The following is a 13,118-nucleotide window of genomic DNA, read 5'->3' on the forward strand; positions in this document are numbered from 1 at the left end:
AACTCCGGGCGCCGGTCACTTGGGGTGACTATTGCCCGCAGCCACCCGCTCGTCTGCCTCAGGTCGCCGCAATTCGTGCAATCGCCGCAGCATCCACGGCGGACGCCTGCTCCATAGCCTCTCTGCGCTTGTCTTGATCCTTGTCTTTCGAGCCGATGGACGATCCGAAATGGAAGCTGATGACAGTTGCGAATGCAGTGGCGAACGCACCAAGGATGATGTTGAAGACGGCCGAGTTTTTAGTTTCGACTTCGCAAAAGGCGACGATGTAGACGAGGAGGATAAATCCGCCGGTGATGCCGATGGAAAGAGCCGGGTTCACCCAGACATGCTTGGCATTTCGCGATTGTAGTTCCAGATAGAACCGCCGTGCCTGCTCCAGCTTTTCGAACTCTGCATCGAGACGTCGCAGCTTCTGCGCAATCTCATCCGGAACCGCCGGCTCATCCGGAACCACCGGTGCGACCGGGCCAACCGGAGCAGTCGATGTCCCCCTGCTCTTTTCGGTCAACGACGATATCTGCGTGGCGACACGCTCCCGGAGTGCAGGATCGCTGTCAAGGATGACCGCGGCGTCTGCCGGCACCATCACGCCCGGCACAGCCTTCAGAAGCACGACGATATCCGCCGCGAGCGTTCCCGACCGATCCTCCGCCAACGCCTTTTCAAGGCCCGGCACGATTGTCTTTGCAAGCACAAGCCACTCATCCATTGTCGTTCTCCCGCCTGACGAGAGACAATGTTGCGCGACACCAATAGCGTGTCAATCCTGTAAATCAGATATTCCTCATGTAGAGAGGTTTATCCCTTTGCTATGCCTGCAAGCTGCGTCATCAGCATCGCGGCACCGCCAAGCCGCTTCTCCGGCGTCGGGTAATCCCGCTGGAAGAAGATGCTTTGGTCCTGTCGTACCTTGGCGAGCGTTCCCTGCTTGGCGATATAGCCGACGAGGCCCGCCGGATTCGGGAAATCGCGATTGCGGAAATGCACGACGACACCCTTCGGCCCGGCATCCAGCTTCTCGACATTGGCGGTCCGGCAGAGCGACTTGACGTAGACGATTTTCAGCAGGTGCTGAACCTCGATCGGCAACGGCCCGAACCGGTCGATCAACTCGGCGCCGAAGGCGTCGATATCGGCAAGCTCGGTGATTTCCCCGAGCCTGCGGTAGAGCATCAGACGGAGATGCAGGTCTGGCACATACTCGTCCGGGATCATCACCGGTGTACCCACTGAGATCTGCGGTGACCAGCCGCTGTCGGTCACCTCATCGTCGCCCTTCAGTTCCGCAACCGCTTCCTCCAGCATCTGCTGGTAGAGCTCGAAACCGACCTCTTTAATATGACCGGACTGTTCGTCGCCGAGCAGGTTCCCGGCGCCGCGAATGTCGAGGTCGTGGCTCGCCAGTTGGAAGCCCGCGCCGAGCGTATCGAGCGATTGCAGCACCTTGAGCCGCCGTTCGGCAGGACCCGTCAACGTCTTATTGACCGGCAGCGTGAACAGCGCGAACGCCCGCACCTTCGACCGGCCGACGCGGCCGCGCAACTGGTAGAGCTGCGCCAGTCCGAACATATCGGCCCGGTGCACGATCAGCGTGTTGGCGCGGGGAACGTCGAGACCTGACTCCACGATCGTGGTCGATAGAAGCACATCGTACCGCCCCTCGTAGAAGGCATTCATGATGTCCTCAAGTTCGGTCGCCGGCATCTGCCCGTGGGCGACGGCGACCTTCAGTTCCGGCACGTCGGACTGGAGGAAGGCCTGCACGTCACCGAGATCGGCCAGCCGCGGACAGACGTAAAAACTCTGGCCGCCACGATAATGCTCGCGCATCAGCGTCTCGCGGATCACCAGCGCGTCGAAGGGCGAAATGAACGTGCGCACGGCCATGCGATCGACCGGCGGCGTCGTGATCAGCGAAAGCTCCCGCACGCCGGTAAGGGCCAGTTGCAGTGTGCGCGGGATCGGCGTCGCCGAAAGCGTCAGCACGTGAACGTCCGACTTCAGCTCCTTCAGCCGCTCCTTGTGCTTCACGCCGAAATGCTGCTCCTCATCGATGATAAGCAGGCCGAGATTGGCGAAGTTGATGGCGCTGCCGAGCAAGGCATGGGTGCCGACCACGATATCGGTCTTGCCCTCGGCAACCTCCTTCTTCGTCAGCGCCAGTTCCTTGGAGCCGACGAGGCGCGAGGCCTGCGCCAGCCGGATCGGCAGTCCCCGGAAACGTTCCGTGAAGGACTTGAAGTGCTGCCGTGCCAGAAGCGTCGTGGGAACGACGACCGCGACCTGCACGCCGTTCATCGCGGCGATGAAGGCGGCGCGCAGCGCGACCTCGGTCTTGCCGAAGCCGACGTCGCCGCAGACGAGCCGGTCCATCGGCCGGCCGGCGCCGAGATCGTCCCGCACGGCCTCGATCGAGGTCATCTGGTCCTCGGTCTCGTCATAGGGGAAGCGCGCGGCAAATTCGTCGTAGATCCCTTCCGGCGTCGTCAGCACGGGCGCGCGCCGCGTCAGTCGCTCGGCGGCGATGCGGATGAGGCCGCCGGCCATGTCCAGCAGCCGCTTCTTCAGCTTCGCCTTGCGCGCCTGCCACGCGACACCGCCCAGCTTGTCGAGAATGGCATCGCTGCCTTCCGAGCCGTAGCGAGAAAGGAGATCGATGTTTTCGACGGGCAGATAGAGCTTGGCATCGTCGGCATAGACGAGCTCCAGGCAGGCATGCGGAGCCCCGGCGGCCTCGATGGTCCGAAGCCCGACGAAGCGTCCGATGCCGTGCTCGGCGTGAACAACGATCGAGCCCTCGTCCAGCCCGGCCACCTCGGCGATGAAATCCGCCCCGCGCTTGCGGCGCTTGGAGCGGCGCACCATCCGGTCGCCGAGAATATCCTGCTCGCCGATGACGACGAGGTCGCCGCTCTCGAAGCCGCTTTCGAGGCTGAGGACGGCGGCGGCCGCCTCGCCCGGTTTCAGCTTGCCGACCTCACCGAAGGAGGCGACCGGCTTGATATTTCCGAGACCGTGCTCCGCCAGCACCTGGAGCAGCCGGTCGAGCGATCCTTCGGACCAGCCGGTGACCAGCACCTTGGCGCCCTTGGCGCGCTTGTCGGCAATGTATTTGACGGCCTGGTCGAACACATTGACGCGCTCGCCCTCCGGCGCGCTCTCATTGGCATTCTTAGCCCAGCGCACCCCGAGGCGCGCATCGATGGTCACGACCTTGCGACCTTCGCCTTCCGGCTCGGAGAAGGGCGACAGGCGAATGGCGTTGCCGCTGGCAAGGGCTGCGGAAAACTGGTCCACTGTGAGATAAAGCTGCTCCGGCGGCACAGGTTTGTAGGGCGTGCCCTGAGATACCTGGTTTTTGCCCGTCGCTCCCGAGTCACGTCGCGCATCGTAGTAGTCGTGCACGAGCTTGGAGCGTTCGGCCGCGGCTTCCCGCACCACATGGTCCGTGACGATCCGGAAGCCCGGGAGATAGTCGAACACGCTGTCGAGCGTATCGTAGAACAGCGGCAGCCAGTGCTCCATGCCGGCATAGCGCCGGCCTTCGGAAACCGCCTGATAGAGCGCATCGTCGCGCGTGGTCGCGCCGAACAGTGCGAGATAGCGCGTGCGGAAATGGCTGATCGTCTCCGGCGTCAGCGACACCTCGCTCATCGGATTGAGGTCGAGCGATCGCGCCTGCCCCGTCGTGCGCTGGCTTGCGGGGTCGAAGGAGCGGATGCTCTCCAGCGTATCGCCGAAGAAGTCCAGTCGCACAGGCTCCGAGCTGCCGGGAACGAAGACATCGAGAATGCCCCCGCGCACGGCGTATTCGCCGACCTCGCGGACGGTCGCCACCCGCTCGAACCCGTTGCGAGACAAAAGTCCGGCCACATCGTCCATGCGGATGTTCGCGCCCGGCCGGGCAGAGAAGGCAAGGCCCTCTATCACGTCCTTCGGCGCCATCTTCTGAAGCGCCGCATTCACGGTCACGAGCACGATGGCTGGATGCGGCTTGCGCGCATGCGCGATCAGCGCGCTCAGCGCGGAGAGGCGCCGGGCAGACACATCGGCGCTCGGCGAGACGCGGTCGTAGGGGAGACAATCCCAGCCCGGCAGCGTGAGAACCGGAATATCGGGCGCTGCAAAGCCGAGCATCTGCTCGATGTCGGCGAGGCGCTGCCCGTCGGACAGAATGTAGGCGACCGGCCCCTCCGCACGCGCAATCTCGGCAAGAAGCAGCGGCTCGACACCGGCTGGCACCGGGCCGATGGTGATCTCGCGCGCGACACCCGCGATCTTCTTCTTGTCAAATCCGGCTATCATTCATGAGGTCCTGTGGCAGTCGGTCGCGTCTGCGGTTCGAAGTCCGGACGGTAGGCGGAGATGCGGGCGAAGAGCGGCGTGCGGAAATGATCCGGCAAATCGCGTTCGCCAAGGATCCATTTCACGAGGTCGTTGTCTTCCTCGGCCATGATGCGCTCAAGCTCGTCGAGATCGCCATCCGGCAGGTCGGCAAGCTCGTTATCGGCAAATTGCCCGAAGACGAGATCCATCTCGCGCAAGCCCCGATGCCACGCCCGGAAGAGGATCTTGCGGCGGCGCAGATCGAGGTCGGCGCTGGTGCGGGTGATGCCTGTCATGGACTGTCCCTCTTGCGGCGTATGACCGGTGCCGTGACCGTCGTTCGGGACGAGCCGAAATTGAGCCTTGCTGCCACGGTCCCGCCGCTCCTATAAACGCTGCACAACGACTTGTCAGCCTTGCCAAAGTCCGTTTCGTCAAGTGAAGTTCCCCGATGCGCCCTGCCCTTCTTGATCCGCTTTTCGCCTCGCTCGACACGCTGCCCGGCGTCGGCCCCAAAGTGGGCGAGTTTCTAGCCCGCCTGTTCGGTCGCGAGAGCATCGAGGATTGCCGCGTGGTGGACCTGCTCTTCCACGCGCCGCACTCCATCGTGGATCGCCGCCACCAACCGGGCGTGGAGAACGCGCTTGCCGGCGCCATCGTCACCATCAAGGGCCGGATCGATCGCCACCAGCCGCCGCCGCCCGGCCGCTCCTCCATGCCCTATCGTGTCTTCCTGCAGGACGATACCGGCGAGCTGGCGCTGACCTTCTTCAAGGTCAAGGGCAACTGGCTGGAGAAGCAGCTGCCGGTCGACGACATCGTCATCGTCTCGGGAAAGGTCGACTGGTTCAACGGTCGCGCCTCCATGGTCCATCCCGACCTGATGGTGCGGGAGGAGGACGCGGAGAACATGCCGCTGGTCGAGCCGGTCTATGGACTGACGGCAGGCCTCTCCCCGAAAACGCTGCGTCGCACCATCGAGGCGGCCCTGACGCGCATACCGAATTTCCCGGAATGGCTGGACGAGGCTCTTCTGGAGAAACAGGACTTTCTGACGGCCCGGGATGCCTTCATCGCCCTCCACGAACCGCGCGACGCGACGGATATCGATCCGCGCGCACCGGCGCGGCGACGGCTGGCCTATGACGAATTTCTGGCGGGGCAACTGTCCCTCTCGCTCGTCCGCCAGCGCCTGCGCACCGTGCCGGGAACGCCGGTCAAGGCGACCGGCGTGCTGAGCGGCCCCGTCATCTCGGCCCTGCCCTTCTCCCTGACCGGCAGCCAGACGGCAGCGGTCGCGGATATTCTCGCCGACATGGCCCGCGAGGAGCGCATGCTTCGGCTCCTTCAGGGCGACGTCGGCTCGGGCAAGACGGCCGTCGCGCTGATGGCGATGCTGGCTGCCATCGAGGCAGGCGGCCAAGCCGCGCTCATGGCGCCAACAGAAATTCTGGCCCGCCAGCACTTTACGACGCTCAGCCGGCTCGCCGGCCCCGCAGGCGTGAAGATCGACGTACTGACCGGCCGCACCAAGAGCCGCGAGCGCGACGCTGTGCTCGAACGGCTGGCCTCCGGCGAAACCGATATCGTCATCGGCACCCACGCGCTTTTCCAGGACACGGTCTCCTACCATCGCCTGTTGCTGGCCGTGGTGGACGAGCAGCATCGCTTCGGCGTCCATCAGCGCTTGCGCCTGACGGCCAAGGGCGTGTCGCCGCACATGCTTGTGATGACGGCAACGCCGATCCCGCGCACGCTGGTGCTCGCCGCCTTCGGTGACATGGACGTGTCCAAGCTCACGGAGAAGCCGGCCGGCCGAAAGCCGATCCAGACGGTGACGTTGCCGACCGAGCGGCTGGACGATATCGTCGAACGGCTGCGTGCGGCAATCGAGGAAGGCAAGAAGATCTACTGGATCTGCCCGCTTGTGGAAGAGTCGGAAGTCTCCGACCTCATGTCCGTCGACGAGCGCTTCCAGATCCTTGTCGCCCGCCTCGGCGCCGTCGCCGGCCTCATCCATGGCCGCATGGCCGGCCCGGATAAGGACGCCGCCATGCTGGCCTTCAAGAACGGCGAAACGCGCCTTCTCGTCGCCACTACTGTCGTGGAAGTCGGCGTAGATGTACCGGATGCGACGATCATGGTCATCGAACATGCCGAGCGTTTCGGCCTTGCCCAGCTTCACCAGCTTCGCGGCCGCGTCGGCCGTGGCGATCAGGCGTCGAGCTGCATCCTGCTCTACAAGGGTCCGCTTAGTCAGACGGCCCATTCGCGCCTGTCGATCCTGCGCGACACGGAGGACGGCTTCGTGATCGCGGAGGAAGACCTGAAGCTTCGGGGCGAAGGTGAGTTGCTTGGCACGCGTCAGTCCGGCACGCCGGGCTTCCGCATCGCAAGCCTCGAAGCCCATGCGGACCTTCTTGAGATCGCGCGCAAGGATGCAGCCTATGTGATCGAGCGCGATCCCGATCTCAGGACGCCGCGTGGCGAAGCCCTGCGAACGCTGCTCTATCTTCATCGCCGCGATGAGGCGATCCGGTTCCTGCGGGCCGGATGAACGTCAGGATTCGATGATAACCGGAGCGGCCTCGGCAGCCTTGCGGCCTTTGCGCGTCGTCGTCACAGGCCCGCCTTCCGGCGGCGTGACCAGCCCGACGGAAATGACGATCTTCGCGGCATCCTCGGCGCTCATGTCGAGCGGTACGATCTTCTCGCGCTGCACGAAGACGAGAAATCCGGCCGTCGGCACCGGGGTCGGCGGCATGAAGCAGGCCACCATATCACGCCCCATCGCGTCGAACTTCGAGGCGATCTCGCCCTTGGCATCCGTGGCTATGAACACCAGCGACCAGAGCCCGGCGCTCGGATACTCGATCAGCGCCGCCTTGTTGAACGGCGTGCCCTGTTCCTTCAGCACCGTCTCGAAAATCTGCTTCAGGCTTTTGTAGAGACCACGTACGAGCGGCGTGCGGTTCAGCACCTGTTCTCCGAGGTTGACGACCGATCGCCCGATCAGGTTTTTGCCGAGAAAGCCGATGATGGTGATGACGATCAGCGCGATCAGAAGACCGAAACCCGGCACGGCGAAATTCAGATAGCTGTCCGGGTTGTAGCGCGCGGGAATATAGGGCTTCACCCAGCTGTCGGCCCAGCGGACAAAGCTCCATGTCAGCCAGAGCGTGATGGCGATCGGCGCGCAGATCACCAGCCCCGCGAGAAAGTTGTTTCGCAGACGGGTGGCAAGGGAGATGCGCGTCGGAGCTTCGGTCATGCTGATTCCATCGGCACTCGGTTCGCGGCCGCAAACGAATGATATGGCGTTGCCGTCGGGCGGACAATGGCAAAAGCTGCACTGCAACCGTGCATGCTGCAGCTGCGCGGCAATGCCGCTATTCGACCGTGACGGACTTTGCGAGATTTCTTGGCTGATCCACGTCCGTACCCATGAACACGGCGGTATGATAGGCCAGAAGCTGGATCGGCAGCGAGAAGATCATCGGCGCGATCAGTTCGTCCACGTTCGGCAGCACGATCGTGCTCATGGTCTCCAACTTGGAAGCGGCCGCGCCCCGCTCATCGGTGATGAAGATGATCCGGCCGCCGCGGGCTGCGACCTCCTGCATGTTCGAAATGGTCTTCTCGAAAAACCGGTCGTGCGGCGCGATCACGATCACCGGCATGTTTTCGTCGATGAGGGCGATCGGCCCATGCTTCAGTTCGCCGGCGGCATAGCCTTCGGCATGGATGTAGGAAATCTCCTTCAGCTTCAGCGCGCCTTCCATGGCGAGTGGGAAACTGGTGCCACGGCCGAGATAGAGAACGTCTCGGCACTTGGAGAGCTCTCGCGCAAGGCTTTCCATCTTAGGCTGAATGGCGTTCAGCACGCTCGCCATGATCCGCGGCATCTCGGCGAGATGCCGCACGAGAACGCGCTCTTCTTCAATGGAAATGGTGCCGCGCGCGCGCCCTGCCCCGACCGCAAGCGCCGCCAGCACGGCCAGCTGGCACGTGAAGGCCTTGGTGGAGGCGACGCCGATCTCAGGACCGGCGAGAATCGGGAAGATGGCATCCGACGAGCGGGCGATGGTCGATTCACTTGCGTTGACGACCGCGCCGATCGTCAGGCCGAGATCCTTGCAGTAGCGCAGCGACGCCAGCGTGTCCGCCGTCTCACCGGATTGGGAGATGAACAGCGCGGCAGCATCGGGCGAGAGGGGAATATCGCGGTAGCGGAACTCGGAAGCGACATCGATCTCCACCGGCAGCCGCGCATAGCGCTCGAACCAGTATTTGCCGATCAGCCCGGCAAGATAGGCCGTGCCGCAGGCCGAGATGGCAAGGCTCGGTATCCCGGCGAAATCGATGGCTGAGGCAGCGGCGCTGACACGGTTTTCCGTGAAATCGACGTAGTGGCCGAGTGCATGCGAGATGACCTCGGGCTGCTCGTAGATCTCCTTTTCCATGAAGTGCCGGTGGTTGCCCTTGTCCACCATGTAGGCGGCGGCGATCGACACCTGTCGCGGACGCGTCACAGAGTTGCCGTCATGGTCGAGAATTTCGACGCTATCCGCCGTCAGCACGGCCCAGTCGCCATCGTTCAGATAGGTGATCTCATTGGTAAAGGGCGCAAGCGCGATGGCGTCCGAGCCGAGAAACATCTCTTGCTCGCCGTAGCCGACCGCAAGCGGCGGACCGGAACGAGCTGCGAGGATCGTGCCCGGCATATCGGCGAACAGGACTGCCAGCGCGTAGGCACCGGTAACGGACCGCAGCATCGCCTGCATGGCTTGTCTTCCGTCGAGCCCGTCCCGCCGAAGCTTGGCAAGAAGCTGCGCGACGACCTCTGTGTCCGTCTGCGTCGAGAACGTCGCGCCGTCCGCGATCAGAGCGTCCTTGATCTCCGAGAAATTCTCGATGATCCCGTTGTGCACGACGGCGACACCATCGGTGAAATGCGGATGGGCGTTGTTCTCCGTCGGTGCGCCATGCGTCGCCCAGCGCGTGTGCGCGATGCCGATCAGGCCAGGAAGCGGATCGCCGACGAGCTTCGTTTCAAGATTGAACAACTTGCCTTCGGCGCGCCGACGGTCCAGCTCGCCGTCATGGATCGTCGCCACACCGGCCGAATCATAGCCGCGATATTCGAGCCGCTTGAGGGCATCGACCAGCCTCTCCGAAACGGGCCGTGCCCCGACGATGCCGACGATGCCGCACATGAACTTCTCCGATATTTCGAGCCCAGACCTTGAGCCTCAAGCTGACTACTGTTTTTTGCGCCGGGAGCAACCGGCATATCGTCACTTTCGGTATCAGCCGGTAACGCCGCCAGCCGCGGCCGGCCGGGTCAGGCCTTTCCGCTCTTGGCGGCCTTCTCGACCAAGTACCGCTCGCGCAGCAGCTTCGCGCGTCCGGGCTTCACCGTCTGCCGAGCCCGTCCAAACGCCGCTGCATCGGCCGGCACGTCTTCGGTAATGACGCTGCCGGATGCGACCAGCGCGCCGTCACCGATGGAGACGGGTGCGACCAGCGAGGAATTCGAGCCGATGAAGGCCTGCGCGCCGATGCGTGTGACATGCTTGTTCACACCGTCATAGTTACAGGTGATGGTGCCGGCGCCGATATTGGTGCCCGCGCCCACGAAAGCGTCGCCGATATAGGTCAGATGGTTGATCTTGGCCCCCTCGCCGATCTCGGCCTTCTTGACCTCGCAGAAATTGCCGACCTTGGCATTCTCACCAAGATGGGCGCCCGGACGAAGCCGCGCATAGGGGCCGACGGTGGCGCCGGCCGAGACATGCGCGCCTTCCAGATGCGAGAACGCGTGGATGACGGCGTCGCGCTCCACGGTCACGCCGGGGCCGAACACGACATTCGGCTCGACCAGCACGTCCTGCGCGAGTTGCGTGTCGTAGGAGAGAAACACGGTTTCAGGAGCGATCATCGAAACGCCGGAGACCATCAGCGCATGGCGCCGCCGCGCCTGCCAGACGGCTTCGATGGCCGCCAGTTCCGCCCGATTGTTGCAGCCCATCAGCTCGGTCTCGGGCGCTTCGATGGCGATTGTGCGGGCGCCGGCGGCGCGCGCGACTTCCACCACATCCGTCAGGTAATATTCGCCCTTGGCGTTCGCATTCCCGATCGCGTCGAGAAATTCGAGCGCCCGCGCGCCCTTCATGGCCATCAGCCCGCCATTGCAATAGGTGATCGCCCGCTCCGCCTCCGAGGCGTCTTTTTCCTCTCGGATCGCCAGCAAAGCATCGTTTTCGATGATGAGACGGCCATAGCCTGTCGGGCGGTCGGTGTGAAAGCCGATGACCACGACGTCGTCGCCGGCGGCCAGCCGCGCGCGCGCGGCCTTCAACGGCTCGGCGGTGACGAGCGGCGTATCCCCGAAGACGACGATCACATCGTCATAACCGCGCAAGATCGCCGCGCGCGCTGCAAGCACGGCATGCCCGGTGCCCAGCCGCTCCGTCTGCAGGTGCGTCGTCAAAGCCAGATCGTCGCGGCGTGCGGCGGCTGCCACCGCCTCGGCGTCGCGCCCCACCACGAGAGCGGCCGCTTGAATGCCGGCCCCGGAAAGCGACTCCATCACATGCGCGATCATCGCCCGGCCCGCGACCGGATGCAGCACCTTCGACATCGAGGACTTCATCCGCGTGCTCTCGCCGGCGGCAAGGACCACGGCGAGGCAGGTACGGGCGTCGGTGATGGTGGTGCTCATGGCGTCTCTCCCTGTCTCGTCCGGCCGGGCCGCCAGACGTTGCTTCAGCCTCATAGAGCAAAAGGGATGGATTTGCGAAGCAGATTTGAGGAGGAGCACGTTGGCGGCCCGGGTGACGAAGCCGTTCCGCAGCAGCCCTGCGAACCCGACGTTAACGCAATGAAAAGATCACAATGCGATAAGCAAGTCCGTTCGAAATTCAGCCGCTGTGAGGCGTTCCATGGCATCCGTCGCGAATGACCTACGCGCAGCGCCGGAAGGCCGCTATTTCCGGCTGAAGCCGTCTGCGCCGGTCCTTGCACTTGCCGCCGTCGTGCTCGCGTTGCCCTTGGCGCTTCTCACCACCCTCCATCAGCCGATGGGCGCGATGATATGGGACCTCTACATCTATCTTGACGCCACCAACCGGATCGCGGGCGGGCAGATCCCATCCATCGATTTCTTCGCGCCTGTCGGTGCTCTCGGCTACTACCTCTTTGCCGGTGTGAGCTGGCTTTTCCCGAACGGACATCCGCTTTTCCTGTCGGCATGGTCGCTCCTCGTCGTCACTGCGCCCCTGATGGCGATGGTCCTGATCGACGTCCAGCGCCGCTCGACCGCCCTCGCCTTCGCGCTCCTCGCGCCGTTCCTCCTCTATTCCCTGCTGCCGTTCAACATCGGCAACTTCTATCCCTATCCCGGTTCCGAAGGCTTCGGCATCTACAACCGCCAGGTCTGCCAGCTCCTCTATGTCCTCGCTGCGGCCCTGGTCTTTATGAAGGACGGTCGAAAGCTCTGCGGCGTCGTCGTGGCCAGCATGCTGGCGCTCTTCTTCATCAAGATCACCGGTGTCGTTGCCGGCACACTGATGTGCGGGATGGCGCTTGCCGCCGGACGGCTGAGCCTGAAGCGCTCCGTGATCGCGGCAAGCATCTTCACTGCGATCCTCATCGGCCTGGAGTTGGCGACCGGCGTCGTGTCGGCCTATATCGGAGACATCCTCGCCCTCCTCCTGCTCAACGATGAAACGCTTCTGCCGCGCCTCCTGAAGGCAGCCTCGATGAACATCGGCGTGTCGCTCGCGACAGCCGGGCTCTGCCTCGCACTTGTTCTCACCGATCTCGATCTCATCCGCCAGCATTTGCGCAAAGCGGCGTCCTCACCGTCGCCGAAGACGGTTTCGGCATTCCTCGATCTTCCCGTCGTCTGGATTTCTGTCTTTCTTCTCGCCGGCCTGTTTTTCGAAAGCCAGAATACCGGCAGCCAAGCTCTGATCTTTCTCTACCCGCTGCTACTCGCCACCGGCCTCGATCATTACCGCCGCCACGGCAACACGGTGCGCTCCGGTGTTGTCGCGGTGCTCGCTCTCGCCGTCGTCATTCCCCCGGCGGTCGCCGTCATACAGAAGGCCAGTCGCGCCTGGGTGGGCATGTTGGGAACGGTGCGCCTCGGTCACCAGAACCTGAAGACGATGGGCGCGTTTGCCATCCGGCCGACCTTTGCAGAGCGGGCACGGCGTATGGAGGCCATGTTCGTGGAGAACCGGAGGGCTTTCGATGCGCTGGCGGTTGCCGGCGAACCCTTCTCCGTCCTCCTGTTCAGTGACTTCGATTTCCAGTGGGCCTGGCTTGAGAACGCTGATCGCGCCATTTCCGCCGTCCGCGCTTATGAAGCCCGTCAGGGCATCCGATTCGAAACCGTTATGTCCATCGACTTCGTCAATCCGTTCCCGTGGTTGATGGATCGGCAGGCGCCACGGCACATCGCCATCGGCGCCGATCCGACGCGGGCCGTACCGCCTCCGGGCAATGCGGAAAACGATGCCATCCGTGCTGTCGATCTCGCGCTGATGCCGACATGTCCCGCCACGCCGACGCAGACCGACCTGCTCGCCCTCTATGCGCCGGCCCTTCTCCCCACCCATGTCAGGGTCTCCCTCACGCCCTGCTACGATGCTTTCATCCGCAATGGCCTGCTGCCCACGTCCGACGGATCGCAGCGTCCATAAGACGGCCATTGCAATTTCTCCTTAAATTGATTCCGATTTGGAAATTTATGCAGTAAGGAACGACACGGTTTGCCACGG

8 protein-coding genes are annotated in these 13,118 nt (G+C 63.6%); 2 read left to right on the plus strand and 6 right to left on the minus strand.

The genetic code is table 11. The features are described from left to right. Positions 1–58 precede the first annotated feature (58 nt). The 3 genes from GA0004734_RS11380 to GA0004734_RS11390 form a co-directional block, all read right to left on the minus strand. Positions 59–712, minus strand: a complete 654-nt coding sequence (locus GA0004734_RS11380) for a hypothetical protein (protein ID WP_092933770.1) — start codon at positions 710–712, stop codon at positions 59–61. Positions 713–801: 89 nt separating this feature from the next. Beyond that, complete coding sequence (gene mfd / locus GA0004734_RS11385; protein ID WP_092933772.1) at positions 802–4,308, minus strand: transcription-repair coupling factor; 3,507 nt, start codon at positions 4,306–4,308, stop codon at positions 802–804. Then, positions 4,305–4,625: an FAD assembly factor SdhE gene (locus GA0004734_RS11390; RefSeq protein WP_092933774.1), complete on the minus strand. Its 321-nt coding sequence runs from the start codon at positions 4,623–4,625 to the stop codon at positions 4,305–4,307. Before GA0004734_RS11390 ends, mfd begins: the two co-directional genes overlap by 4 nt. A 155-nt stretch (positions 4,626–4,780) precedes the next feature. Here GA0004734_RS11390 and recG point away from each other — a divergent pair, with 155 nt between their 5' ends. Then, positions 4,781–6,886: an ATP-dependent DNA helicase RecG gene (gene recG / locus GA0004734_RS11395; RefSeq protein ID WP_092933775.1), complete on the plus strand. Its 2,106-nt coding sequence runs from the start codon at positions 4,781–4,783 to the stop codon at positions 6,884–6,886. Positions 6,887–6,889: 3 nt separating this feature from the next. On the opposite strand, the gene GA0004734_RS11400 is transcribed toward recG, so the two are convergent. The 3 genes from GA0004734_RS11400 to glmU form a co-directional block, all read right to left on the minus strand. Next, positions 6,890–7,600: a DUF502 domain-containing protein gene (locus GA0004734_RS11400; RefSeq protein ID WP_092933777.1), complete on the minus strand. Its 711-nt coding sequence runs from the start codon at positions 7,598–7,600 to the stop codon at positions 6,890–6,892. Between the two features lie 118 nt (positions 7,601–7,718). Continuing rightward, positions 7,719–9,545 carry a glutamine--fructose-6-phosphate transaminase (isomerizing) gene (gene glmS / locus GA0004734_RS11405; RefSeq protein ID WP_092933779.1) on the minus strand — a complete coding sequence of 609 codons (1,827 nt, stop codon included), beginning with the start codon at positions 9,543–9,545 and terminating at the stop codon, positions 7,719–7,721. A 128-nt stretch (positions 9,546–9,673) separates the two neighbouring features. After that, a complete protein-coding gene (gene glmU, locus GA0004734_RS11410) occupies positions 9,674–11,053 on the minus strand; it encodes a bifunctional UDP-N-acetylglucosamine diphosphorylase/glucosamine-1-phosphate N-acetyltransferase GlmU (protein ID WP_092933781.1) in 1,380 nt (459 codons plus the stop codon). Positions 11,054–11,273: 220 nt separating this feature from the next. Between glmU and GA0004734_RS11415 the strand changes: the two genes are divergently transcribed. Next, on the plus strand, positions 11,274–13,040 hold the full coding sequence (locus tag GA0004734_RS11415; protein WP_245292403.1) for a hypothetical protein: 1,767 nt from the start codon (positions 11,274–11,276) through the stop codon (positions 13,038–13,040). The last annotated feature ends 78 nt before the right edge of the window (positions 13,041–13,118 follow it).

Origin of the sequence: Rhizobium sp. 9140 (assembly GCF_900067135.1) — a bacterium.
GTDB lineage: Bacteria > Pseudomonadota > Alphaproteobacteria > Rhizobiales > Rhizobiaceae > Ferranicluibacter.

Bases quoted from the DNA above. Each gene is read 5' to 3' on its own strand.
- GA0004734_RS11400 (WP_092933777.1), bottom strand. From the start codon at position 7,600: ATGACCGAAGCTCCGACGCGCATCTCCCTTGCCACCCGTCTGCGAAAC.
- glmS (WP_092933779.1), bottom strand. From the start codon at position 9,545: ATGTGCGGCATCGTCGGCATCGTCGGGGCACGGCCCGTTTCGGAGAGG.
- GA0004734_RS11380 (WP_092933770.1), bottom strand. From the start codon at position 712: ATGGATGAGTGGCTTGTGCTTGCAAAGACAATCGTGCCGGGCCTTGAA.
- GA0004734_RS11390 (WP_092933774.1), bottom strand. From the start codon at position 4,625: ATGACAGGCATCACCCGCACCAGCGCCGACCTCGATCTGCGCCGCCGC.
- recG (WP_092933775.1), top strand. From the start codon at position 4,781: ATGCGCCCTGCCCTTCTTGATCCGCTTTTCGCCTCGCTCGACACGCTG.
- GA0004734_RS11415 (WP_245292403.1), top strand. From the start codon at position 11,274: ATGGCATCCGTCGCGAATGACCTACGCGCAGCGCCGGAAGGCCGCTAT.
- mfd (WP_092933772.1), bottom strand. From the start codon at position 4,308: ATGATAGCCGGATTTGACAAGAAGAAGATCGCGGGTGTCGCGCGCGAG.
- glmU (WP_092933781.1), bottom strand. From the start codon at position 11,053: ATGAGCACCACCATCACCGACGCCCGTACCTGCCTCGCCGTGGTCCTT.